General features: G+C 39.8%; 20 protein-coding genes and 2 pseudogenes. 11 read left to right on the top strand and 11 right to left on the bottom strand.

Annotation, left to right across the window (positions count from 1 at the left end; genetic code table 11):
* Positions 1–46 precede the first annotated feature (46 nt).
* Positions 47–608, top strand: a pseudogene (locus GZH31_RS13100) (manganese efflux pump MntP family protein).
* Between the two features lies 1 nt (position 609).
* On the opposite strand, the gene GZH31_RS13095 reads toward GZH31_RS13100, so the two are convergent.
* The 7 genes from GZH31_RS13095 to GZH31_RS13065 all read right to left on the bottom strand — a co-directional run bounded on the left by GZH31_RS13095 (position 610) and on the right by GZH31_RS13065 (position 8,670).
* Positions 610–828 carry a GDCCVxC domain-containing (seleno)protein gene (locus GZH31_RS13095; RefSeq protein ID WP_062566147.1) on the bottom strand — a complete coding sequence of 73 codons (219 nt, stop codon included), beginning with the start codon at positions 826–828 and terminating at the stop codon, positions 610–612.
* Positions 816–1,205, bottom strand: coding sequence for an organomercurial transporter MerC (gene merC / locus GZH31_RS13090; protein WP_016708222.1), 390 nt, complete (start codon positions 1,203–1,205; stop codon positions 816–818). The genes GZH31_RS13095 and merC overlap by 13 nt, the downstream gene beginning before the upstream one ends.
* 60 nt (positions 1,206–1,265) lie before the next feature.
* Entirely contained in the window at positions 1,266–1,643 is a 378-nt protein-coding gene (locus GZH31_RS13085) for a MerR family transcriptional regulator (protein ID WP_016708221.1), read from the bottom strand.
* A 239-nt stretch (positions 1,644–1,882) separates the two neighbouring features.
* Entirely contained in the window at positions 1,883–2,347 is a 465-nt protein-coding gene (locus tag GZH31_RS13080; protein ID WP_016708220.1) for a hypothetical protein, read from the bottom strand.
* The gene (locus GZH31_RS13075; RefSeq protein ID WP_045979590.1) at positions 2,344–4,428 is read right to left on the bottom strand and encodes a hypothetical protein; all 2,085 of its coding nucleotides are present in this window, start codon (positions 4,426–4,428) and stop codon (positions 2,344–2,346) included. Before GZH31_RS13075 ends, GZH31_RS13080 begins: the two co-directional genes overlap by 4 nt.
* Positions 4,425–7,196 (bottom strand): hypothetical protein, encoded by a 2,772-nt coding sequence (locus tag GZH31_RS13070; RefSeq protein WP_075594023.1) that lies wholly within the window; start codon positions 7,194–7,196, stop codon positions 4,425–4,427. Before GZH31_RS13070 ends, GZH31_RS13075 begins: the two co-directional genes overlap by 4 nt.
* On the bottom strand, positions 7,180–8,670 hold the full coding sequence (locus GZH31_RS13065) for a site-specific integrase (RefSeq protein WP_075594024.1): 1,491 nt from the start codon (positions 8,668–8,670) through the stop codon (positions 7,180–7,182). Before GZH31_RS13065 ends, GZH31_RS13070 begins: the two co-directional genes overlap by 17 nt.
* Before the next feature lie 85 nt (positions 8,671–8,755).
* Between GZH31_RS13065 and GZH31_RS13060 the strand changes: the two are divergent.
* The 3 genes and pseudogenes from GZH31_RS13060 to GZH31_RS13050 form a co-directional block, all read left to right on the top strand.
* Positions 8,756–9,013 (top strand): annotated as a pseudogene (locus GZH31_RS13060) (PhoH family protein); the annotation flags it as partial.
* A gap of 62 nt (positions 9,014–9,075) precedes the next feature.
* Entirely contained in the window at positions 9,076–12,516 is a 3,441-nt protein-coding gene (locus GZH31_RS13055) for a PAS domain-containing hybrid sensor histidine kinase/response regulator (RefSeq protein WP_180311079.1), read from the top strand.
* The gene (locus GZH31_RS13050; RefSeq protein ID WP_036966017.1) at positions 12,485–13,402 is read left to right on the top strand and encodes a diguanylate cyclase; all 918 of its coding nucleotides are present in this window, start codon (positions 12,485–12,487) and stop codon (positions 13,400–13,402) included. The genes GZH31_RS13055 and GZH31_RS13050 overlap by 32 nt, the downstream gene beginning before the upstream one ends.
* A gap of 36 nt (positions 13,403–13,438) precedes the next feature.
* On the opposite strand, the gene GZH31_RS13045 is transcribed toward GZH31_RS13050, so the two are convergent.
* Both GZH31_RS13045 and GZH31_RS13040 read right to left on the bottom strand, forming a co-directional pair.
* Complete coding sequence (locus GZH31_RS13045) at positions 13,439–13,822, bottom strand: DUF3192 domain-containing protein (RefSeq protein ID WP_036966020.1); 384 nt, start codon at positions 13,820–13,822, stop codon at positions 13,439–13,441.
* 160 nt (positions 13,823–13,982) lie between these two features.
* The gene (locus tag GZH31_RS13040) at positions 13,983–14,927 is read right to left on the bottom strand and encodes a D-2-hydroxyacid dehydrogenase (RefSeq protein WP_036966023.1); all 945 of its coding nucleotides are present in this window, start codon (positions 14,925–14,927) and stop codon (positions 13,983–13,985) included.
* A 92-nt stretch (positions 14,928–15,019) separates the two neighbouring features.
* Here GZH31_RS13040 and zntR point away from each other — a divergent pair, with 92 nt between their 5' ends.
* The 4 genes from zntR to GZH31_RS13020 all read left to right on the top strand — a co-directional run bounded on the left by zntR (position 15,020) and on the right by GZH31_RS13020 (position 18,395).
* Entirely contained in the window at positions 15,020–15,433 is a 414-nt protein-coding gene (zntR, locus tag GZH31_RS13035) for a Zn(2+)-responsive transcriptional regulator (protein ID WP_083202809.1), read from the top strand.
* The gene (locus GZH31_RS13030; protein WP_180311078.1) at positions 15,417–16,703 is read left to right on the top strand and encodes an SO_0444 family Cu/Zn efflux transporter; all 1,287 of its coding nucleotides are present in this window, start codon (positions 15,417–15,419) and stop codon (positions 16,701–16,703) included. Before zntR ends, GZH31_RS13030 begins: the two co-directional genes overlap by 17 nt.
* Positions 16,704–16,856: 153 nt before the next feature.
* The gene (locus GZH31_RS13025) at positions 16,857–17,987 is read left to right on the top strand and encodes a 1-acyl-sn-glycerol-3-phosphate acyltransferase (RefSeq protein ID WP_180311077.1); all 1,131 of its coding nucleotides are present in this window, start codon (positions 16,857–16,859) and stop codon (positions 17,985–17,987) included.
* 162 nt (positions 17,988–18,149) lie between these two features.
* Positions 18,150–18,395, top strand: a complete 246-nt coding sequence (locus tag GZH31_RS13020) for a DUF1289 domain-containing protein (RefSeq protein ID WP_036966031.1) — start codon at positions 18,150–18,152, stop codon at positions 18,393–18,395.
* Here the strand turns inward: GZH31_RS13020 and GZH31_RS13015 are convergent.
* Positions 18,392–19,093, bottom strand: coding sequence for a transporter substrate-binding domain-containing protein (locus GZH31_RS13015; protein ID WP_230235931.1), 702 nt, complete (start codon positions 19,091–19,093; stop codon positions 18,392–18,394). The genes GZH31_RS13020 and GZH31_RS13015 overlap by 4 nt on opposite strands.
* Before the next feature lie 134 nt (positions 19,094–19,227).
* Here GZH31_RS13015 and GZH31_RS13010 point away from each other — a divergent pair, with 134 nt between their 5' ends.
* Genes GZH31_RS13010 through GZH31_RS13000 form a run of 3 tightly spaced genes read left to right on the top strand, consistent with a single transcriptional unit; the run spans position 19,228 to position 24,377 of the window.
* Positions 19,228–19,428, top strand: coding sequence for a DUF3283 family protein (locus GZH31_RS13010; RefSeq protein ID WP_036966037.1), 201 nt, complete (start codon positions 19,228–19,230; stop codon positions 19,426–19,428).
* A 2-nt stretch (positions 19,429–19,430) separates the two neighbouring features.
* Positions 19,431–19,856: a GNAT family N-acetyltransferase gene (locus GZH31_RS13005; RefSeq protein ID WP_036966040.1), complete on the top strand. Its 426-nt coding sequence runs from the start codon at positions 19,431–19,433 to the stop codon at positions 19,854–19,856.
* A gap of 15 nt (positions 19,857–19,871) precedes the next feature.
* The gene (locus tag GZH31_RS13000) at positions 19,872–24,377 is read left to right on the top strand and encodes an EAL domain-containing protein (protein WP_180311076.1); all 4,506 of its coding nucleotides are present in this window, start codon (positions 19,872–19,874) and stop codon (positions 24,375–24,377) included.
* 35 nt (positions 24,378–24,412) lie between these two features.
* Here GZH31_RS13000 and GZH31_RS12995 read toward each other — a convergent pair whose 3' ends face one another.
* On the bottom strand, positions 24,413–25,360 hold the full coding sequence (locus tag GZH31_RS12995; protein WP_036966045.1) for an ion transporter: 948 nt from the start codon (positions 25,358–25,360) through the stop codon (positions 24,413–24,415).
* Positions 25,361–25,375: the final 15 nt, after the last annotated feature.

Here is a 25,375-nt window from a genome sequence, read left to right as displayed (position 1 = left end):
TATACGTCACGTAATCTTATAACAATTTTATTCAGGTTTAATCGATTTGTTTGAAGTATTTGTATTAGCTATAGCACCCAGTATGGACGTGTTTGCAGTATCCATAGGCTTAGGTTCTAAAAAAGTAGCAAATGCTGAAAAACTCTTTATTAAAGCCGTTGCTTATTTTGGATTTTTCCAAGGCTTTATACCTCTTTTAGGCTATTACAGCGGTAAAGGATGATCATCTTGGATTGAAGATTATGCACCTTGGATAGCTTTTATTTTGCTATTATTTATCGGTGGCAAAAATGATTTATGAGTCCCAATCTGAAGGAATTGAAGAAGATATTGCTAATGTTACTCATCGTGTGCTATTTGTTCTTGCTATTGCCACCAGTATTGATGCAATGGCGGCAGGTTATGCAATCACATTGCTTGAGGTAGATATAGCCGTAGCTTGCTTGATAATAGGCGTCACGACGTTTGCCTTTAGCTAGATTGGTGTGAATATCGGCGAAAGAAGTGGCGTATGGCTGGAGTCTAAAGCTGAACTATTTGGTGGTTTAGTGTTAATCGCAATCGCATTTAAGATATTACTTGGTTGGCACAGAACCACCGAATACTAGGCTACTTACCTGAGCAACATGCATTGCCTTCTTGAATAGGAGGACACTTAACTGTTCCATAAGAGCAGTAAACGCAACAATCACCTTTGAACGGTTTAAGTAGTGCTTTACAGCTTTCGCATTCGTAATACCATTGGCAAGCGTTTGTAGGCATGGTTTCAACTTTGCTAAATCCACATTCAGGGCAAGTTATCTTAGATTTTAATTCTATACCTTGCATACTGGTTCCTTAATGGGCTTAACAATATCTAAAATAGACATTACGACCATCCAAATGATCCCAAAGTAAAATAAGTAAGTGCTCCAGTCGTATTGCCATAAAGGATAAAGGGTCAGCAATACTGCAATTGGGCCAATGACACTTAAAATGCCTCTTAATGACTCTCGATGTTGATACCAATTATAGAAATTAACTAACAACGCTAGTGAAGCAAATAATGGCAATAAGGTGTTCACCGCTATCCCTTCAAAATGTGAAAGAAAACCTAACCCAAGAGCAGATGCCAATGAGCCGAGCGCAGGAAAACATGCTGTGCAACTAAGGGCGGCTAGCCAAACGCCACCAGAACCTACTTTATCTAGAATTTTATTGATCATAACTATCTACCTCAATTTTTAAGGTAGTATAAACTCCGTACATAAGTACGGGGTCAATAGCTATTTAAGTGAATTTATTACCGGGCAGGATTGAGGGTCTTGATTGGCCTTGCAAGAATCTGTCATATCTTGAATTACTTTCTCTAACCGCTGTAAATCAGCAATTTTATTACGGATGAGATTAAGTTTTTGCAATCCCATCGATTCTATATCAGCGCAACTGCTACTTAGTGACATCAGTGATTCAATTTCTTTCAGCGTAAACCCTAATGCTTTAGCTTTCAGAATAAATTTGAGTTGATTAGCGTGTGTCTCGTCATACTTTCGATAACCTGATTCGGGTTTTGGAGGCTGCTCTATTAAACCTTGGCGCTCATAAAAGCGGATCGTTTCAACATTGATATCTAAATCTTTTGCCAGTTTTCCAATGGTTCTCATAAACATACTCTTTAGAAGCAGAGACATCATTATACAATTAATGCGGATTGCCTAAACTCAATTTTATTGCATGAACGGGGTCGCTAAGCGTCCGCTTTGTAGAATTAAGTTCACATATCCAGATCACTCTGACCGTCTCTTGTTCGCTCTTGCTGCCTGTCAGGTGAAGTCTAAACCTAATCAACAAAACTGTAAGATGAGATATGAGCTACTACATCTAATCTACTACTACATCTAATCTATTGTTTCGTTGAAACTAATTCAATAATTTCACCAGTAGACGTATCCACTCTTATTTCTGTATGTTGCCCTGAGTGCTGAAGTTGATTTTTTAAATCAGCATTAATCAGTTTGAGCTTATCTATTTCAGCGTACATTTCTTGTAATCGCACCAGTAGCTTTTCAAAATCCTTATCGATTTCCTTAGGGTCAATCTCGTTTTTTTGCTTTTCTTTAGCAAGCTTGCTTTTTAGTTCGGCTACCTTTGTTCTGAGTTGTTTTATTAAATTATCTTTATTTTTTTCTTCCCAAGTTAATTGAGCTTTTTCAATATTTTCTCGTAACTTTACCCATTTTTCTTCTTCTTTAGATAGATTTGCAATATTTCTTTTAGCTCTCGTTGCTACTGCATTTTTGGTTATCTTGCTGCCATCAGATTTCATCTCTTCAAAAGCACGTTTTATATCATCGTATGCGCTACTCATGCTTGTTCTCCTTGGTTTGTATGCGCTTTGCCTTCATCTAATACATAGTCAGCTGCTGCTATATTATTTTTCCAGTGAATAGCAAATAGCTCGTAATCTTCTTGCTCTTCTTTGGTTAATGCCGCATATGCCTCTAGTTTCTGCGTTGCTTCTTTTTTTATTATTTGCCAATTGACCTTGTGGCGTTTGGTAATGATTTTACTACCACAATACACACAGCCACTAGGGATTCCTGCTCCTTTTATCTTGCAAGCTTCTCCCGCAGTGCAGTACCCCGTAGGTAAGCCACGTATGTTTTTAATATTTTTGACGAGAAATTTTTTCAGTTCTTCAATTGAACTGAAATGGATCTGCTTAATCACAGTCGAATCTTTACTTTGACTATCAGTAATACCTATTATCAGATCTTTAGATGTTTTATTAATTTGCTCACCAGCACCACCTTTAAGTGATTGTGACTCGGCTTCATCTATTAACTCTTCTGCAACACGGTCAATTAAAATCTCATTAAACTCTTCAGTAGTTTTAATTAAAGTTGTTGAGGCCAAAAATGCTCTTCGAGTATAAACAAACGTCATTAGGCTAGTTAAATGTTTAAATTGATATCTAATATCATCAAGCTCACCTAATTTATTGGCAATGACAAAGTAGGCCAACGTATGTCGAAACATGTGAGCGGTTAATCTAAACGTATCGCCTTCTTCGTATGGGACACCTCTATTCTCTCCTCTAACCTCTTTGTAGTTAGATTCAAGGCGTTCAAGCTCTGCTATATCATCATCGTCTAGAGTTAAGTCAAAAAGCTCAATGTTTTCACTGTTTTTAACCTCAAATTTTGTGAATCGCCCAGCATCGCTAAAACTAACACTACAGCTACTATGTGAAACCCCGAAAAGACGGTTTCTTTCTAACCCTTCTTTCAAATTGTGTGCTTGACTACTTGTTATATTGGCTCTGCATGAAGAAAGTACAGCTTTTGCCCTTTCTTGCATACCGATCACATATTTTTCGTAAATACCAACACACTCATGTACTTCAGCGTTTGAAAACCATTCCATCTCAACCTTACTGTTGTCGGTTTTGGTCATAATTGCCGTAATGTAATAAATATCATCTTTGTAATTGGCACAGCCAACCTTGCATGTAAGTACTTCGTTATATCTCATACCTGTATAGGCCAAGATATTAATGTATGTGGCTAATTTTAAATCTTCTAATTCTTCGGATAATTGAATGAATTCCTCTTCATTGGGTAAGTTTCTTACATGTTTTGCTATTAGCTCACCTGTATTCATTTTGGGCGGTGGTTCAATGGAGCCTTCATGTAAACTATCTATTAAGCGTGCATTTAATTCTAGCCATCGTTCTATCTTATCCTTAGAGTTTTCAACTATTTTTTCTGCAAACTTCAGAATTTTTTTCATTACTTTAGTAGGAATGACAGGGTGCGAATAAGTGACTGGTCTCGGATGGTGTAACTCGTTTAGTTGGTTAAGCACATTAATAAAAACACTACACACCTTAGGGCCAAAAAGACGAAAGCTTCGTTGCACGTCAAATAGTTTAGTAAATGAGTGTGATTGTCTGTAAATAGCTATTTTCCCGACTTCATATAAATAGTCTTTTATGAGATTCCTAATAACTAAGTCAGATTTGAACTCCAACTCATGAAATGAGTGATAACCTCTTTGTCTTAAGAAGGCTGCAATTAAATTTAGATACGTTACATCATTTTGAAGTGTAGAGATTTTTAGAGGTTTACCGCCTACAACATCACCATGTGTGAGTTTAATTAGTGAATAAATTCGAATTTGATATGCTAATTCATCAACACCTTTAAAATTCACATTTCTTTGCGTTTCTTCATAGCTTATCCAAGTGTCATCGCCAAAGTGAATAGTGCCATGTTTAGCAATATTCAATGCTCTGTTTTCCCACAAAGCAATCGAATTAAAAGCGCTAGTATCATCAACTTTAAAATCTTCTAACACCTGAACCAAAGGTTTTATAGTGATTTGACCTGTATGTGTTTTTACAACAGCGATATCAAGTAGTTTTGTTTTAGTTATCTCTTTGGTCATAGCAAGCCTGTGTTTTTCCAATGAGGATGAATACCCTCTGTTCTCAATAATTCTTTTCCATCAATCACAGCTTGAGCATTAAGCTTGGCAATATCAGTTAATATTTCGTTAACTCTATTTTTCAACTGCTCTATGTTTTCCAGTTGCTCTGTTACAGAGTCAAATGTTGCGGCTGAGTTTTCCATATCAGCAACAACAAAATCCCGGTATGACAAAAGTTTCCAAACATGCAATGCGTCAGCAACACAGCGATAGAACGGACACCACAAGCATGCGTTAAAGTCGGCACATGCATGCTCGTTTGTATCTCGCTGGTCTAATAATTTCCTGTTTTGTGATTCGAATGCCACTACTGCGGATTTATCTTTTGAGTTAATGCATGTGCCATTCGGGACTTTTTTACCGTCTTCTGGTGGAGTCTGCAAAATGATTACTTTGTCGGTAACATCGCGAACAAAATAGTCTGCCATTGTTTTTGTCGCTCTGTTGATTGTCATTGCAACATCTTTGTTATCTTGCATTAAATAATGACGCAAGAACGTTTCATAAGAGTGCTTGCCAGCTTTTTGATACCACTTAAATTCTTTGGCAACTTTTCGGTAAATGTAGTTAAGCCCTGATTTTCTGATCTTTTGCGAATTAAATACGATATCACACCCAAGCTCAGTCAATATCCTATCTATAGTGGTCTTGAAACGTGATGCTGTTAATAATTGAATCTTTACTTCTCCAATACTATTTACTTTGGGAAAAACAAAAATTCTTTTTGATAGGTTCTCAATAGAAGGGCGGTAAATAGACGTAAGTTTAGTCGCAGCCTTAATATCAAATATTACTGGTTCGACAACGTCGCCGTATAAGACGCCTTCTTTTTCTAGATCTTCGGCTTGAATTTCAAATTTATGCCATTGTGTTTGATAATTAGCTCGGCGTTTAAATAAACGAAGAGCAGGAGTTTTACTTGAATGTAATGGCGTGTTAAAGAAAAATAAGTCGTCAGTATCAAGCTCTAGCGTAGGAGTTGAATTCCAACCAGTTTTCAATATGACTTTTGCTGCATAAAGTGTAACTTTGTCTTTAATTGTGAGTAAGGTCTCAGAAAGCCCTTTTTCTATGTAATATGCTAATTCTACTACTTCTCTATATGAGTAGAGCTTATCTTGATTCTGAGAGAGTTGCTCTTGATGTTGTGCAGTTAATTCGGTGTTGACCGGAAAGCTTTTAATAGTATCTAGACCATAAAACGATAGTAATTTGTCGATAGCGCTCTGATATTGATTACCAACAAAAACCGACAAGTCGCCTTGTTTTGATTTTAGTTGAATTGCCTCTCTTATAGCCTTTAGTATCTCACAGTTATTTTCAACAAAAGCATGAACCCCATGACTGGCAATAAGCTTCATTTGTTCATCTGTTAATGATGATGCATTTTCTTTCAATGCTCTAGCCATACTACCTATGTAACCTTTGAGAGTGACGATACCTATGCTCTCGCCATCAATTCGCTTTGTAAAAACTTTATGGTATTCGACTAGGTTTTGATAAAATTTATAGGCATTGTCATATACCCACTCATGCTTCTGCCATTCGGTAGTGTCACTTTCTTTAAGGTAATAGCCCAATGAGTAGGGTAATAAACTTTCCTTTGCGATTTTTTCACCCGTAACAAAGTGGTAAAGGTCCAATGCAGCGTTTAGTAGCAGTAAAAACTGCTGGTTATTTTGAGTTTCTTCTTGGTAATGCTTATAAAGGTATTTAAATCCCTGAAGGCCATTTTCTGCAAACCCTTGAATTCCACGCTCACTAAGCAGCTTAATTATTGGTGATGCTACGCTACCAGCACTATTCAACCACCTTGGAAATGATAAAGTTGAGGATCTAACTCTTGTTGTATTAGCTTCCGAAGCGCTTGCTATCTGATTTTTCAAAAAAGCATCAACTTCATTGCCAAATTTGGATGATATGCTTTGTGCATACCCTATTACTTCGGCTTCAGTTTTAAATTGATTGACTCTAGCTTTACCCCACACATCGGGTAGTATAAATTTTAAAAAAGTACGGAAGTTGTGATTGCATATAAATGATGAAACGAATTCCCTATCCTGTAATGTTGCCAATAATGGCAGTTTGACGCGTTCAGTATTCTTAAAAGTATCATGTAGACAAAGATTTATAATAGCTGTCGCAGTTTTGAGGATATTGTCCCTAATAGAAGAATCTTTGAGGCTTAATTCTGGAAGGACGAGATAGTCCAGATATTTATTTAGTAATTTACGAATCTCTTTTACTTGATGGAATTCAAGTTCGAATAATTTAGTTATGTCGATTGAAGTAGCCCCATTTACTAGCCTAAAAGGAGCGTTGATAGCGTTATCATAAAAATGAAACTTAGCTAAGTTTTCTAAGGCTTCTTCTATACGAGTAGCATAACTAGGTAGCTTGACATCATTTATTTCATTAATGCAAAAGTATTCCAGTTCTTGCCAAATTTCAAAGTCTGATAGAGCATTTAATCCCGAAGTTTGAATTGATGTCGCAGTATCTGTACTAACCTTATTAAGGGCTAGAGGAAGAGTGTGTTGTAAACTGACACAAGCATTCCGCAAGCGACTCATTGAAATAGCAGTGTCGTCATCTGCGCTAATATTGTTTTCTTTGTCATATGCCCTGTTAAATAAAACGTCTAACTGTTTGGCTAGAACAATTGAATGAGGTTTAAATCTAGCAGGAATACGATTGGACTTCCGCGTTTTAACTTGCTGCTGCATCTTCAGCCTCACGCATCAGTAATTCGTCAACATCACCGTAGATATCTTTCACCCACTCTGACATTGCTCCGTATGCATCCACTGCTACACTTTTGGCAAAGTCGATGTAACGTTTGGTTGTTTTAAAACTTTCGTGACTCATCAAGGTCATTAGTGTCTGTCTGATGGAACTCTCCGATTCACCTTTGTCAATTAGGTATTTAGCGACATAAGTAGCAAAGGTAGCGCGTAAGTCATGGAATGTGCGTAATAGTATTTCTAATCCCTGCTTCCTTTGTTCTTTTCTAACTATGGAAATAGTATTCCCCGGTGTATCTTCGCTTATCCGCGATCCTGAACTATTCATAAACAAAGGAAGCGGATGTTCACTATTGTCCATACCATGATTAGTCTCATGTTTGGTACGTCGCTTCATATTTTGAATTGTCAAAGTGTGATTGTACAAAAGCTTCATTAGAACTCGCGCTATTGTTAATCTCACTGGCTTATGTCCTTTTCGTACAATGTTCAATTTTGGAATACGTTTCTCGTTTTCTTTTTCATCAGGATCAAAAAGGTCTTTCTGGTCGATGGCTGAAATCTCAAAAGAACGAAGTCCACCTAGCAAAGCACATTGCAAATAAAGTTTATAAGTCTCTTTTTGAGCTGTATTCGTCTCCAGTAACTGTTTAAGTTCTTTTGGAGAATATGGTTGTAGACCTTTGTCTGGTGAGTCTTCTTTTTGTTTCAATGTATTTGGAATGCTCAAATTACTGACCCATTTCCATAAGCCCCCAGAACGATTGTTGCTGGTAGGTAATTGAAACAACGAACTGACACCTGATTTAGCTTTTGTTTTAATACGTACCTGTTTATATTCGAGCGAAAAAGGGAGGCTATCTATAGCCCCGCGTTTATGACTCCATATATAGAATGCTTTAACCGCTCTAATTCGTTCTTGAGCACTGTTAAAGCTTATGCGTTTAGACTTATCTTTGGTTTCGATTCTTTCACACAAATGCTCGTGATATCTCCACACAGGTAACCTAGAAATCTCATCATCTACAGACTGTTTCGAAAGTGGCGCGGCTATTACTTCAAAATAGGATGCACCATCTTTATCCAACCAATCTAAGAAAGCTTTTAAGTGCTTAGCTATACTGCGAACAGACTTAACATCTAATGGCTTTCCCGGTTGGCTGGCATGATAAGCGTCACTAAAAGCCTCATTGTCTATTTGATTCTTTTTGAGACTGAAATGACCTTCAAAGCGGTGCATTAAAAATAAGTTCATTTCTTGGCATTCTGTGAAGCGAGTCGGGTGATATAGCACTGGAAAATTAGGTTCTATTTTATCGTGCCTATATGAGTGAGTTCTGATGCCTTTTTCAGTCTTAATAGGTTGCCCTGATTTATCGAGGTGAAAAGACATTCCTTTTCCAAAGTTGACTGATGTTTTAATTATTTTAGTTTTTGTTGTATTTCGAAGTATCATTTTCGTTCACCTTTGATTCTTAGCTAGAGTATGTGTGTAAAAACTTTTTTGTTCAAGTTTATTAAGGGTATGATAGTATTATATCAATTCGGGGGTGATATTAGATGAAAGTCAAAATTTAACCGCCTCTCAATTGAAGACCATAATCACCCGCTGCGGTGAGGGCACGAAGTTAATTTGCTCAGGAAACTTAGCGCAAATCGATAGTAACTATTTAACCCCTGTTACCTCAGGTTTAACCTATATTGTTGAACGATTTAAAAATTTTGAAGGAAGTGCAACCGTTAACTTGAATGGTGTTGTTCGTAGTCGCTTGGCAAGCTTCGCTGAAGAAAATTTATAACTTGCCAGTGAATCTTTGCCTCGTTAATCTAGGTGTTACCGAGGCAAGGTACTTAAAATCGAGTGAATTTTTTACCACTAAAGCATTATTATCGTTCTCTGGCCGTGGCGCTTATTGTGCCATTGCTGGTGGCGTTTATTCTGTGTTTACACTTATATAATCTAAAGCTAGAACGCTCACAAGAAAGCCGACAAAGTAGTTTTAATAATATCTCTGCTCAGCTTGGTCATGCAATGCATGCGGCTGATGGATTGATTGATACGATGTTTAAGTTGTATGAGCAACCACTATCATATGACTTCGACCCCAACTGGGCCCGCAATGTAAATCAGTTTGATCACTACTATTATCAACCCATAAAGGGAGGAGTGGGTGAAATTGTGGGGCAAGGTAAATTTGCATCCACTGCCTTTGCTCTTACTCAGTGGCGTCAAGTGCTTGCATTAGGGCCCTCGTTCAACACAACGCTGGCATTGATTCAATCGTTGCAAGGTGTTGCCTATGTTAACGAACAGGGTTTTGTTTATATAAAGCGCCGTTCAACAGCTGAAAGTGAATTGCTGACGAGTGTGTTGGATAATAAATTTCGACCGTCGCGTTTAAATGATAAAGCGCTGGCCTCAAGTGCTGTTATTACTGTTAATGGCCACGCGTACTTTGCAATAGGAAAAAGACGAGCGTTACAAAGCGACGACTACATCATTTTAATTTATGACTTAGAGGCAATCTCTAAGTGGTTAATGAAAATTGCCCCGAGTAACGGCGAATATATTTTCATTAATCAAGATAACCAAGTAATAGCCAGCTCAAGTAAAATATTAAAAACAGCGATTAATGCCGATGATTATTGGCCCGAAAGTGAGATAAACAAAAACACAAAGAGTCACAGTCACTTAGTGCAACCATCGTCTGATTTACCAATTTATACCCGTTACTTTGAATCTCAAAAAGCACTCAGTGGGCCTGTCCGCTACGACATGTTTATAGAATTTGTGTTCTTAAGTGTTTTTTTAGTCATGATGTTCAGCGCGGTATTTTGGTTGAGTCAGCGCATATTTGTAAAGCCAATGACTCACTTGATGAATTACCTAGAAAAACATGATGAAGGCCAACATACACTGGTAAATTATCGTATTCCTGCTGATTGGCAACCTTGGTTTAGCCGAGTTAAGCGGGTTTTTACCCGTAATGAAGAGCTTGTTCAATCATTGCAAGAGGCGAACAAAGCGCTTGATTCACAAGTGCAAGTTAAATCAAAACAATTGCGCCGCAGTATTGATGCCAAAGAACGTCATTTAGCCTTACTGAACACCATGCTTAATAATGTGCCAGATCTTATTTATTTTAAAAATATTGATGGTTCATTTTTAGGCTGTAACAAGGCGTATGAGAGTTATATCGGTTTACCGCAAGAGAAACTCGTTGGCCAGCAGTTATGTGATATCAGTGACGATAACGGCGAGCTAAGTGAACTTGAGCGACAAGTATTACAAGACCGCCAAGTGTATCAAAAACGTTTAGTAACCAATGATAAAACCTATCATTTGAGTATTGCGCCTTTTTATAACGAGCATCAACAATTATTGGGAACCATGGCGATAGGCCGTGATATTACTGAGCAGCACGCGGCATTAAACGCATTACAAAGCTCTGAAGCCAAATTACGCAGTGCAATGGAGTACGCTGCAAATGGGGTTATATTACTGTCTCTTGATTACCGCGTACTGCAAATGAATAAAGCGGCGCGTAAAATATTTTCACTAGAACGCAGTGACACCTTGAGCAGCCAATATAGGTTGGATGATTTGTTTGGCGAGCAATCACTAGACACGTTAAAAGGTACCTTACTTGAATTGCTCAGCGAAAAGAAAAAAGTGTATCACTTTAGTTTGCCCCAGCAAGAACAAAAATGTTGGCTACAAATTAGTGTTTCATTGGTATGGAATGGTGAAAAAAATCCAGATTACTTTGTTGTCCATGTCCAAGATATCACTGACTTAATACAAGCTAAAAATGACGCCGAGCGTGCCACATTAGCTAAAAGCCGCTTTATTGCCAATTTAAGTCATGAGATACGCACCCCACTTAATGCCGTACTGGGCCTAATAGATGTGATTGCGTTGCAAGGCTTGTCGTTGGAGCAGCGCACACATGCTGAGCAAGCGAAGTCAGCAGCCAACAGCTTATTGTCTTTATTAAACCGTATGCTCGATTTTGCCCGAGCCGAAAGTTCGCAAGTTAAATTAACTAAAGCCCCCTTTAGCTTGTCTGATTTAATTAATTATTGCGAAGGAATCGTCGCGCCACTGTGTAAAACGAAGGGGTTAGAATTCAGCGTTGAGTGCGATGAAAAGATCAATTCTAACCTAAGGGGCGATCAAATCTGTTTACAACAGGTGTTAGGTAATTTACTGACTAATGCCGCTAAATTCACAGAGCAAGGAAGCGTTAAATTAAGTTTAAACTTAGTCGAACAAACCTCTGAACAACAACTAATTTGCTTTGCTGTAAAAGACACCGGTATTGGGATTAGCGATGCGGATCAAAGTCGCTTATTTGATGCCTTTACACAAGGTGATGAGTCACTTACACGTTCACATCAAGGCGTTGGGCTTGGGCTTGCAATTGTAAAGTACGAAGTGGCGTTAATGGGTGGCGAAATAAAACTAGCAAGTCAACGAGGCAAAGGCAGTGAATTTAGTTTCTGCTTACAGCTAGATAAAACCAGCGAACCGGCGAAAAAGGCGGTTGTATCCCTCCCTTCAAGTGCCGATTTATCGGGTCTATTAGTGTTAGCCGTAGATGACAACCCACTTAATCTAAGCATTATTAAAAGTATTTTAGAGCAAGCCGATATCACCGTTGTGTGTGCAGACAGTGGTGAAAAGGGCATTGAGCTTGCTAATTGTCTCAGACCCGACCTGATCTTTATGGATATTCAAATGCCCCAGATGGATGGCTGCCAAGCTACGCGTATAATTCGCCAGTCATTCACGAAAGAGCAAATGCCGATTTATGCATTAACAGCACACAGCGAAGCGGCTGACATAGAGCAATCCGTTGCGGCGGGCATGAATAAACACCTCACTAAACCCATTGTTGCCAGTACACTGTTTTTGGCGATGAGTGAACTTGAATTACAGAAACAGGCTTTTTTTGACCGAACGTTTGTTCTCACTCAGTTTTCAAATAATACAGAATTAGTATTAACTATGCTGTCAAAGTTTGCGACCATGGCAGCACAACAGCTATTACAAATTTCAACATTAAAGACCACCGATGAGTTGATCAGAGTTGTCCATAATGTGAAAGGGTCGGCCGGTAATCTAGGCTTTAAACGTTTGTCAGCCTGCGCTCAGCAATGTGAGGCTAAGCTTAAAGCACAAGGCGAACTCCCTGAGTTATTAAACGATGAGTTGCAGTGGCAGATCAAACAAGTCATTGCATTTATCATCGAACAAGGATCTACAGATGCTAAAAAGAGCCAAGGTACTGATTGTTGATGACGATCCGTTGAACCGTTTGGTATTAGAAAAAACATTACAGCAAGATTATGATGTTTTTTGTGTTGAAAGTGGTGAAAAGGCACTGACGTTTTTAAAAACACAGTCCGTTGATTTATTGATTCTGGATATTGTTATGCCCGGTATTGATGGGTATGAGGTACTGAGCAAAATAAAAGAAAATACCGTCACAAATATGCTGCCTGTTATTTTTATTTCTGCTAATTCGAGCCATGACGACGAAGCAAAAGGCCTCGAGTTGGGGGCGATGGATTATATAACTAAACCCTTTAGTGCTGCGATTGTTCGTGCGCGTGTGCGTAATCAGTTATTAATCAAACAAAAAAATGACTTGCTCGAAATGTTAGCGTCAATCGATGGCCTGACTGAAATTCCTAATAGACGTTATCTAGATGAAAATCTTGCCCGAGAATGGCGTCGCTGTCGTCGCGATCAAACCCCTTTGTCTGTATTACTCATGGATGTGGATCATTTTAAACGGTTTAATGATTGCTATGGCCACCGAGCGGGTGATGATTGCTTAAAACGAATTGCTCATGCGCTTGTTGGGGCCTGCGAGCGAGGCAGTGACTTTGTGGCGCGCTATGGGGGGGAAGAGTTTGCGGCTGTTTTGCCTAATACAACGGCAACACAAGCAATCGCATTTGCTAATAAATTACGACATGCAGTGAGTAATTTAGGTATTCCCCATACCGCTTCGTTAAATTCGGATCATGTGACAATTAGTATCGGCATTGCGACCACAGAAACAGGCCAAGTATACGCTGAACAAACGCTGCTTGAAGAAGCTGACTTAGGGTTATATCAGGCTAAAGATGGCGGACGTGACCAAGTTGTTTCGCGATTAGTGAATGTGAGTGGGTAAAGAGTAGGCAAGGCCTACTCTGCCATTTTTGGCTAATTAGCCATTGCTCAGTGATTTATAAATGGTATCACCAACGCCAATTAGCTTATCGTTTTTAAATACCAGTGGTGTGCACTCATCTTTTGTCATTTTACCATCAGAGTGAATGCTATGAGTTGCATAAAACAATACTTGGTAAACATCGTCACCTTGTTTTAGTAATTCAGTGAAGTTAGGGGTGTGAAGTTTATTAAGTACCACTTGGTAGTTAGTATCAAGCGCAAGAGTCGAAATGATTTCGCGGTTATTTTTGTGCTGCTTTTGCCAGCTCGTCGATGAATCACCTGCCCAATGTGTTTCAGCTTCACCATCAGATACTGCAATGACACAGCCAGTTAAAAATGGTGCAGTAAGCGCTGCAATTAAAAGTGCTTTTTTCATTTTTTTATCCCTAGAATTTAATGTTTACGTTGCTCTTAATTAGCAATCAGCTTGCCACATTTTAAAAAGTAAATTAAATCAAGTAATTAGATTTTAATTGGTCAATTGGCTAGGAGCTTTTTTGCAAACCAGTTCGCTCAATTGACCAAAAAATTGCAATTTAGACCAACCTATTGCGCTCATTTCCTTGGTTAAATGCTTTGATATTTAACGCGATTTCTTTCACTAAGCGAATAATAGACTCTTTACTTGCCCAGGCAATGTGCGGCGTAAGTAATAAATTGTCGCCAGTGTATCGGGCAAGTGGGTTATCTGCCTCGGCGGGTTCTTTACTGAGTACATCAACACCCGCGCCAGCAATCACATTATTAGCAAGCGCAGATGCTAAATCAGCCTCATTAATAATCCCTCCACGGGCAGTATTAATAAGGATGGCAGAGGGTTTCATCATGTTCAGCTCATGAGCCGCAATTTGATCGCGAGTTTCTTCTGTTAACGGGCAGTGAACACTGATTATATCAGCCGTTTTTAATGCTTGCTCAAAACTAACGCGACCTTCACGCGGTGTATGTCCTTTACGTTCACTGATAATTACATGGGCACCAAATGCGGTTGCAACTTCAGCAACCGCTTTGCCCAACGAGCCGTAGCCAATAATTGCTAAGGTTTTCCCAGCAATTTCATTAAAGCTGTAATCTAAGCGACAAAACATCGGACTCTGCTGCCATAAACCTTGCTGGCAATCACGAATGTACTTGTGTGTGTTACCAAGCAGATTGGTGATCAATGTAAACGTGTGTTGAACCACTGAAGGTGTTGAATATCCAGCCACATTGGTCACGGCGATGTTATGGGCTTTTGCTGCTGGTAAATCAATATTATTGGTGCCAGTTGCAGCAACGCAAATTAATTTTAAATGAGGTAACTGCGCCATTGCTTGTTGATTTATAACTACTTTATTCGTTACTACTACATCAGCGTCTTGGCAGCGTTCAATTAATTCGTGCTGATTAGTTAGGTTATAGCAAGTGAGTGAACCTAATTGTGCCAGCTCATCTAACGAAGTGTCTGCTAATGTGGCGGCATCAAGGACGACGATATTCATATACTTTCCTTATTAATTTTTGCTTGACCTTAGGGTGTACTCCAAGGTTTATAGTGAGCATAATAAATAAACGCTTCACAATGGAGACAGTGATGAAAATAGGTGAGTTTGCCCGTCAATTAGGCGTCTCAACAGATACGTTAAGGTACTACGAAAAACATGGTTTGTTAACGCCAAGTTCGCGTTCTGAGGTGGGATATCGGTTTTACTCTGATGCAGATTACAAGCAAATGTCGTTCATTTTGCGGGCAAAAAACGTTGGTTTTAGTCTGTCTGAAATAAAAGAGTTATTGCAAATTAAGTTTCATAAAAATCAGCATTCATGTCATGAGGTTAAAGCAATGACATTACAAAAACGTGACTTAGTGGCCGCACGCATTGCTGAACTCACGCGTTTTTATGACTCTCTTTCATTATTAGCAGATAAATGTTGTGGTGGTGAAGAGCCCGCTGAGAACTGCTCGATACTGACGACACTGGAGGATATTGATGGACTTACTCAATAATTTTTGGCAGTTATTCTTATTATCTGCCCCATGGCTAATGTTAGGTTTATTGATTGCTGGTTTATTAAATGTGTATTTACCGGCCAATTTTCTCAATCGTCACTTAGGAAAAGAGGGGCTTTGGACAACCATTAAGGCGGCTTTTATTGGTGCGCCTATGCCATTGTGTTCGTGTGGTGTTATTCCAGCAGCAATTGGGCTTAGAAGAGCGGGAGCATCGAAAAGCGCGACGACGGCATTCTTAGTTTCAACACCCGAAACGGGCGTTGATTCAGTGTCAGTCTCGTATGTTTTATTGGGGCCATTTATGGCCATTATACGCCCAATCGCAGCGGTGTGCAGTGCGATAGCTGCGGGTGTCTTGGTTGGGAAAGACCATGAAATTCATTCACAGCATAAGCATCAAGCCGCCACTGCAGATGATAATAGTGCAGGCTGTTGCAGCAGCAATACTTCGGCTGAAGTTAAAAAAGAGTCAAGCTGTTGCAGCAGTAATACCGCAGCTGAAGTTAAAAAAGAGTCGAGCTGTTGCAGCAGTAATACCGCAGCTGAAGTTAAAAAAGAGCCGAGCTGTTGCAGCAGTAATACCTCAGCTGAAGTTAAAAAAGAGTCGAGCGGCTTTAGCACTGAAGATTCTGCATCGATAAAAACAGACCGTTGCTGTAAAAGCGAAAAGCCCAGTCTTTCGATAGAGAGCCGTGTTGCTAAATTTAAACGCGCTATTCGTTTTAGCTGCAATAAACTGTTAGAAGACACCATGGTGTGGCTGGTGATTGGTCTCTTTTTCGCGGCGCTAGTGCAAACGTATGTTCCTGAGTCTTATTTAAGTCAATGGGGAAGCGGTATTTTTGCGATGCTGGTGGTGATACTGATTAGTATACCAATGTACATTTGTGCGACTGCCTCGACCCCGATAGCAGCAGGGTTACTGTTAAGTGGCGTATCCCCAGGTGCGGTATTGGTGTTTATGCTTGCAGGTCCTGCGACGAATATTGCCACCTTGGGAGTGGTGGGAAAGGAGTTAGGTAAACGCGCGGTGTTTGCTTATTTAACTGGGGTAATCGGAATGGCTTTACTGTTTGGCTTTTTAACGGATTATTTAGTGGATGAATTTGGCTTTGTAGTGGCTCCCATGATGGGCACTGAACACGAGGTTCTACCGCATTGGTTAAGCCTTGCTTCGGGTATCATTTTGGCTATTTTAATGCTGAGATTAGTGTTCAAAATGGCATTAAAAAAGTTCGTTGATACTGGTAAGAGCATTGCCTAATTAATTGTTGTAAAAATAAAAATTTTATCAATATAGGGAAATATTTAGGTTAACTATCGCGTCTCGGTTCGCATTTAAAATTGCCTGAGTTATAATCCGCCAACTATTTAAACGGTACGCCATGCGTGCCGTTTTTTAACTTAAGCAGTTTTTATGAGTGAATGTGTGGATAAATACGCCGATATTAGACCTTACAATGATGACGAAGTCGCTGATTCAGTCGCCCGATTAATTGCTGATAATGCCTTTGTGGATGTTATCGCCAAGTATAATCTGCCGCGCTTTTTATCTTATTTTCCATTTATAACTCGCCCATTAGTGCGCCAGCAATTAAGAAAAAAGTGGGGAAATACGCAATCTGTTGAGCAAGTTCAACAAGAGGTGGCCAGCTATTTAAATAAACTGATCACCCGTACCACATCTGAAGTGACATTTTCGGGTCTTGATAAACTGGATCCAAAACAAGCGTATTTGTTCATTTCAAATCACCGCGATATTGTCTTGGATCCAGCGTTAGTTAACTGGGGTTTGTTTAAACACAATATGCCGACAGTGCGCATCGCCATTGGTGATAATTTGCTGCAAATTCCGTATATCACAGAGTTAATGCGCTTAAATAAAAGCTTTATAGTGAAACGTTCAGCAAAAGCACCCAAAGAAATGCTCAAAGCGTTATCACAACTCTCAGCCTATATTTATGATTCATTGTCAGAGGGCCATTCAATTTGGATTGCACAAAAAGAAGGGCGTGCAAAAGATGGTTTTGATCAAACGGATCCTGCACTGCTTAAAATGTTGCAGCTACAAGGTCGTAAACAGAAAAAAGAATTTGCTGATTACGTTCGCGAATTAAAAATAGTGCCAGTCTCTATCTCGTATCAATATGAACCATGTGCGATTGCGAAAGCGAAAGAGCTTTATCACAAACAGCATCACGGCCAATATGTAAAGCAACAAGGTGAAGACATTGCCAGCATTGTTGAGGGCTTTAGCACAGCAAAAGGGCATGTACATTTAGCGTTTGGTGAGCCAATTGAATCTGGCTGCGAGTCACCAGAAGAGCTTGCAAAAACGATTGACCAGCAAATTGTTGATTCGTTTTTCTTACACCCAGGTAACTATATTGCGGGGGGGGGTAAGCAGGCCGTGATTGATAAAAAAGATGCTGAAGCGTTTAATGCGCGTTTAGCTAAAGTACCTGAAGAGTTAAAGCCACTGGTTTTAGCAATGTACGCGAAACCTTTTCATCGCAAAGCAGAACTTTCTACGAGCGAATCAGATTAAATAATCTAAAGTTGATAGAATGCGTTCGCATTTAAATCAATGTGCTAATTACTTTTTTAAGCAATGTTTTGATTCGTTAAATGAGCCACTTATTGAAGTGGCTTTTTTTATGATTAATTTTCGGGCTATACTTCTAAGATGATTAATTAACTGGCAATTGTGATGCAACAAATTGAAATATTTGAGATCCCAAGCCCTTGTAAAGGGATTTGTCAGGTTAATAATCGGGGCTATTGTAAAGGCTGTTATCGCAGTCGCGATGAACGGTTTTACTGGAATCAGCTGAGTAATGCTGAAAAACGCAAAGTAATCAGCTTATGTCAGCAGCGTTATAAGCGTTATTTACAGAAAAAACAGTTGGCAGAAAATAACCAACCGACACCTGAGCAAGGCGGATTTGATTTTTAAAACTCGGTGAGATTGTATTTCGTTTTTAGCGTGCGCACCGTGCCATCGGCTTCAAGCTTTTTAAGAATATTTGTCAGTTGCGGAATAAGTGCTGCGTGGCGTTTATGAACAAAGTGAAAGCTTTGCATCGACATTAAGATCTCTTTATTAAAAGCCGCTTGGTTAAAGTCAGGGTGTTTTGTAGAGAGTAAAAAGTCTAATAAAATGGTGCCTTCAACGCGTTTTTGAGTCAATAAATTCAATTGAGCCGTGACGTTTCTTACCTTTATCACATCACCTTTAATGGGATTTTCTTCTATGTAGCTCTGTGCTGCGGGATAACTTGACTGAATAGCGAGTGACTTAAGATCACGATAATTGCATTGCTTGCAGTTTTTTAATAACACAAGGTTAAATTCGAACAGGGGAAAGTCGACCTTTAATAAATTTGGATAATCGCGGGTAACAAAATCAATACGCCCTAACTGTCCATCAAGCACACCTTGGTTTGCAGCTGCTAACGAACCTTGATGATTAAAATCAATAACGTGAAGCTCATAACCTATCTCTTTATAAGCGGTGCTCAATAAGTCAACCACATAACGTGCTTGCGGTGTGTCGGCTGGGCGATTAAAAATTAAAATATGAGAATTTGCGCTGCTAGGAAAGCAAAAAAACAGCAGAATAATGGTCAAACTAGGTATCAGAAATTTTGGCAACGTGCGTTCCTTGCGAGCATGTATTCGGCGTTAATTTACTGTTATGTGTTTCCAAAATCAAGGTTTAAAATAGGCGATTAATTTGAAGCAACTTTGTTATACTTCATAAATCAATACACTGTTGCTGAGAAAGTATGAGCTTTAATTTATGTAAATTGCCTCGAGAGCAAAAATATCAAATTCAATTAGACTACGAAGCCTCTTTTTGGGCCTACCAGATTAAGCGTGGAAAAAATACCCGCGAAGGGGTGTATACAGCAATTAATAATCGTCCTATGTCAGAGCAAGCCTTTTTAAAACAACAGTTTGAGCATTATTTATCCTTAATGAGTTAATCATGACGGAGCTGAAATTTTGTTTACTTGACGCAATCAAAACCCCGTTGGTAAATAAGTTTTACGATAAACACAATGCGCGGGGGCGTGCCACTAAAGCTGATCAAGTGTGGGTGGCGTACCATGGTTTGAATATCGTTGCGGCATGTCGGGTTCAAAATAAAGCGGGCTTTTTATTTTTATCAACTCTGTATGTTGATGCTGCATGGCGAGGTAAAAAAGTAGCCTCACAGTTACTCACCACGCTTATTGCTGAACAAAAAGGGACAGTTTTTACCTTTGCCTATGAAAATCTGATTGATTTCTATCTAGTAAATGGGTTTAACTATACATTAACATTACCCAATTCTTTGCAATCGTTGTTTGAGGTATATGCGCATCGCAATATCGTCGCGATGCACTTTACGTGTGACACCGCGCCAAGTTAGTAATTTGGAACGTCAATGACTAAGTTCTTTTCTTTATCAGCTCTACTCATTATTGTGATTTGTGGTTTGTTTAGTCATTCCAGTTTTGCGCAAGTGAAACGCTTGTCAACCAGCGAAGGGTTGTCGCAAAGTTATGTCAATACGATGCTTATCGATAACAGTGGCTATTTATGGTTATCCACTGAGGGCGGTTTAAATCGTTATGATGGCTATGAGGTTGTGCATATCAAAGGCCCTAATGGAGAGCTTGAAGACGCCATCATTGACCGCATTTATCAAGACCCCCAAGGTTATATTTGGATAGCATCTTTGCAAGCAGGGCTATTCCGTTATGATCCGAGTACTGACAGCTACCAACAATTTATTGCAAAGCCCACCACCGAAGAGCAAATTTTTATAGAATCTGTGTTTAGTATGGTTGCGGTTGATGACAAAACGCTCTGGCTAGGCCGAGGCTGGGATTTTGCAAAACTCGACTTAGAAACGCAGCAAGTCACGTCTATTTTTGAAATACCCGATCGTGTAAAAAGCAGCGTTATTCGTGAGTTGTATCCTTATCAAGGTTACATATTTATGGGCACGAGTAATGGGGCATTTGTTTATGAAATCGCATCGGGCCAGGTAAGAAAGCTTGAGCATCTAAGCCAAGCGCCAACACACATGTATCAAAACTATGTGAAGTCGTTTGCCGTAATAGATGAGCATACTTTGTTGGTCGGGGCTGTTCGGGGTTTATACGAAGTCGATATTAGCAACTTACCAGAGATGTTTAACACGCCTGAGGTTCAGTTTAAAAATAAGACCCTAATTAGCGACTTAAATATTTGGGAAATTATTCCACAAAATTCAACGATTACCTTGGGAACCGATAAAGGCTTATTTAACTTTACCCGGGCAACCGGCGACTTGGTTAAAAGTACACGCTTAAAAGACAACGGTTACACCCTTGCTGATACAAGTATCATTGATATCGTAAAAGATCGCTCCGGAGGCATGTGGTTAGCCACCAAGAACGATGGCGCTTTTTATCTCTCGTATGATAATTATAACTTTGTAAATGTGGTGGCCAATTCGATTAAAGGTGACGGCTTATCGCATCATTCAATTTGGGGTATTGCAGAGTTTCAGGGCAGGCTGTGGCTTGCGACCCACAATGGTCTAACGGCCGTTGACTTAGACACGTATGAAAGCGAAGTCTTTTTAAAAGACTACCAAATAGATTTAATCACGACCGAATTCACTGTTTACCAAATAATGCCTTATAAAGCGCAACTTTGGTTGCACACGAATCGGGGAATTTTTAGCTTTAATCCAAAGACGGGTGAAGTAACTCCCGTTAATACGGCAGACCCTAAGCAGCAAGAACTCATTAACGATTGGGTGCATGGGGTTCTATTAATGCCGTCGGGCGATTTGTATTACGTTCACCCCGATTTCGGTATGTTTGTTTACAATATTGATAGCCAAGAGGTGACACGTTTAGGTGGTAAATTTGATGAATTTGAGCCTTTCTTAGCCTATGGGTTCTTGCCGGCCTTATCAAGCAAGCCCGATGCACCGTTATTTTATAATGCGGGGATCTTATATCAGGTTGATCCTCACAGTTATGAACTGACCACCATTTATACGGTGCCCGAGCAGCATGAAAATGTTGCTGTGAATGTGATGTCTTACATTATTGATAACAATAATGTCTTGTGGTTATCGTTATCGAATTTTGGCTTGATTGGCCTAGATGCCACAACGTACGAGCATATCTACACCATTGATCTTGAAAAAAATAAGCTAGGCACTTTATTGTACGATATGGTGCTTGATGAAGCCGGAATGATTTGGATGAGTAGTCATAAAGGGCTGTGGCGACTCAACCCCGATAATATGCACTTTCAACAGTTTACTGGTTCAGAGGGGCTTTTTTCTACCGAGTTTAATAGTGGCGCATTTACCAAATTAAAGTCTGGGCAAATTGTTTATGGCACCCTTAAAGGCTTTACCTATTTTTACCCGATGGATAACCACTATCAGCAAGCTTTGATTGATCACGTTAATATCACCAACTTGGATTTAATGTCTCGTGACTTACCTGCTGAGCTTAAACAGCCAATAGACAGTGTGGTACTTGAGCATGATGACATCGGTCTCGAGGTTGCTTTCTCAGCCATGGCGTTCAATTACCAAGAGCGTGTTATTTATGAGTATCAACTTGGCGATGGGCAAAAAACCTACACGCGAAATAATAACCGTGTTCTTTTTCCAAAATTAAGTGCAGGCAAGTACCACCTTAAAGTGTGGGCAAAAGACCCCTTAACGGGAGATTTAACCCCGCCGGCAACATTAAACATCGAAGTAAAATACCCACCATGGCGTGCGCCACATTTTATTTTGCTTTACCTTATATTAGCGGCGCTACTTGTAGCTGCTTGGCTCTTTAGACGTAATCGTATGCAGCAAATTTTGCTTGCCGCACACAAAGAAAGTAAAGAAAGTGAGGCGCGACTAAAACTTGCATTAGAGGGAAGTCATTCTGGTGTTTGGGATTGGTCGTCGCAAAGCCCGATTATTTATCAGCCTAGGCTGAAAAATGAACTGGGCTATGACAGTGACAGTGTTAATCTAGATGACTATTTGGCAAAGATTCACCCACATGATAAACAAACCTTTCGCTTAGAGTGGCTGGAGTTTTTATCTACTCAAAAAGGCTATTTTAACTGCACGTATCGTTTACGACACGCCGATGGTCAATGGCGTTGGTATAAAGATTTCGGCAAGGTGGTTGAATGGCAAGACAACACGCCTGAGAAAGTGGCTGGCACCTACACGAATATGACCCGAGAACTGGTATTTGAAGAAAACGCCCGTTTATTTGGTGCGGCGTTTGAACAAACCCGAGACTGGGTGTTTATTATGGATAAAAACTTGCGTATTCGTGCTACTAATCAGTCGTTCCAAAGTGCCTTTGGCTTTCCTGCTGATCCGCGTTCGAGTCGTTCTTTAACTCTCGGGTTGTCTATTCCGGCACGTATTCACTATTTACGAGTAATGCAAAAACTGCAATCAGGTGAACACTTTTCAGCAGAAGATGTTGTTGAAGTTGCCAACGGCGAAAAGCGTCAAGTGCTCATTAAAATAAGTGCTGTTGCGGGGAGTAATCGTCAACTCGACAGTTATGTGATTATTGTCACTGATATCAGCGCGCAAAAGCTGGCTGAGAATGAACTGCACTTATTAGCCAATTACGACACGCTCACCGGATTGCCGAACAAAACATTATTCAGTGACCGTGTAAGCCATGCTATCGAGCAAGCTGATTACCATCAAACGAAAGCAGCCTTGTTAAATGTAAATATTAAGCGATTTAAATACTTTAATGATTCATTGGGTCACGAAGAGTCTGATGAGCTTATCAAGCGAGTTGCAAAGCGATTGAAACAAGTGCTGCGCCCGCAAGATAGTTTGGCAAGGTTTGAAGGTGATGAGTTTGTGATCCTCGCTGAAGATCTCAAACAGGTCGATGAGCTATTATCGCTATGCGCGAAAGTTATGGATTGTGTTGAAAGCCATATTGAGCTTAATCAACAAGCGGTAAAAGTGAACTTAAGTGTTGGGGTTGCTGTGTATCCCGACGACGCCCTCGATACAAAAGCGCTGTTAAAAGCGGCGAATGTTGCCCTCTACCATGCTAAGCGGTCTGTGGAGGGACGTTATCAGTTCTATAAGCAAGAGATGAATTTACAAGTGCAGCGGACTCTGCATTTAGAGTCACAATTAAGCAAAGCGTATCAAGAGCATGAATTTTGTAATTACTATCAACCCATTGTTAGTTCAAAAACACGTCAAGTTGTAGGGTTAGAGGTGTTATTACGCTGGCCTAGTAATGATGATTATCAGCCTGAAGACTTTGCCAATGCTGCTGAAAGCTCAGGGCTTATCACCAAAATTATGCTGCAAACTTTATCGCGTGCATTAATCGAGTTACGACAATGGCGCGTGTCGCACCCCGATTTATATATCTCTATTAACTTATCGGCATTTGATTTTGAAAGTACTCATTTAGTCGAAAATATTCATCAAGCTTTAACACTCAGCCATGTACCCGCCAGTGCTGTTGTATTCGAAATTACTGAATCAGTGATGATGCGAGATTCAGAGAAAGCCCAATTAAGCATGAATAAATTAAAAGCATTAGGCTGTAAAATTTATATGGATGACTTTGGCACGGGCTACGCTTCTCTAACGTATTTAAAACGGTTCCCGGTTGATGTTTTAAAAATAGATAAAAGCTTTGTGCACGATATCGGGGTTGATAAAGATGACGAAGCTATTATTAATTCAACACTCACATTGGCGAAAAGCCTAGGCAAGGAGTGTGTTGCTGAAGGGGTTGAAAATACCACCCAGCTTCGCTTCTTACACGCTCGTGGTTGTGAATACTTACAAGGTTATTTGTTTAGTAAAGCTGTTCCGGGGGATGAAGTAAGCCCCTTGTTAAATGCGCAGTGGCATGCAGAATTTGATGACTAAAACAGATAAAGCCGCGGGCTTTATCTGTTTTACTGTTAATCTTGGCGTTTACCGCAGTGACGGCAATAAAGATTACTGTGACGATTTTTAAGTTCGTTATGAATCGCCTTGTTTGCTTCTTGCTTACTTAAACCGAGCTTGTAACGCAGATTCTCAAGGTGTTCTTCTTGAATCGCTGATAAATGACCATCTTCCATCGCTTCATGCACCGCATCAGTAAACAACAAACGGCGCTTACGAAGTTGCTCAGAAAAGCTGGATGCTAATAAACCGGTAGGAATTGCCACCATTCCCATACTGACTAAGGTAATGGCACCCCCAAATAATCGTCCAAGCGGAGTAACAGGCACCACATCCCCATAACCTACAGTCGTCAGAGTGACCATGGCCCACCACATAGCCGATGGAATAGAGCCAAACTTGTCGGGTTGCACATCGTGCTCAATTAAATAAATTCCGCATGATGCAATGATCAGCACAACCGCCATAATGAAAAAAGCGGCAAGCAAAGAGCTACTTTCATCGCGAAATGACTGTAACAACAGCTGCATAGCTCGAGAATAGCGGGTGAGTTTAAAGATACGCATTAAACGTAATACCCGCAAAAAGCGCAAATCAACACTGACGAAAACCATTAGCAAGGTCGGTAAAATGGCAATAAGGTCGATGAGTGCTAAGGGAGAAAAAAAGTATTTAATACGAATTTTTGAGTTGGTTAGCGGGCTCTCTTTGTGGGCACTTTTATCGACACATGACCAAAGGCGCAAAATGTATTCGAGCGTAAAAATACCGACAGAAATAAGCTCGAGCATTAAAAACTCATGCTTATACTGTTTAGCGAGGTGACTTACAGACTCTAAAACAATGGCCACCACATTGATCATGATAAGTGACATTAAGAACACATCGAGTGCTCGTCCTAGGCGTCGGTACTTGCCGTTTCCTTCAAAAACACGGGCGGTATAAGTTCTTAAGCGATGCAACGTTCTAATCCGTTT

It is taken from the genome of Pseudoalteromonas sp. JSTW (assembly GCF_013423925.1).
GTDB classification, from domain to species: domain Bacteria; phylum Pseudomonadota; class Gammaproteobacteria; order Enterobacterales; family Alteromonadaceae; genus Pseudoalteromonas; species Pseudoalteromonas lipolytica.
Note: the sequence above shows the minus strand (reverse complement) of the source record. Positions and strands in the feature narration are given on the sequence as shown.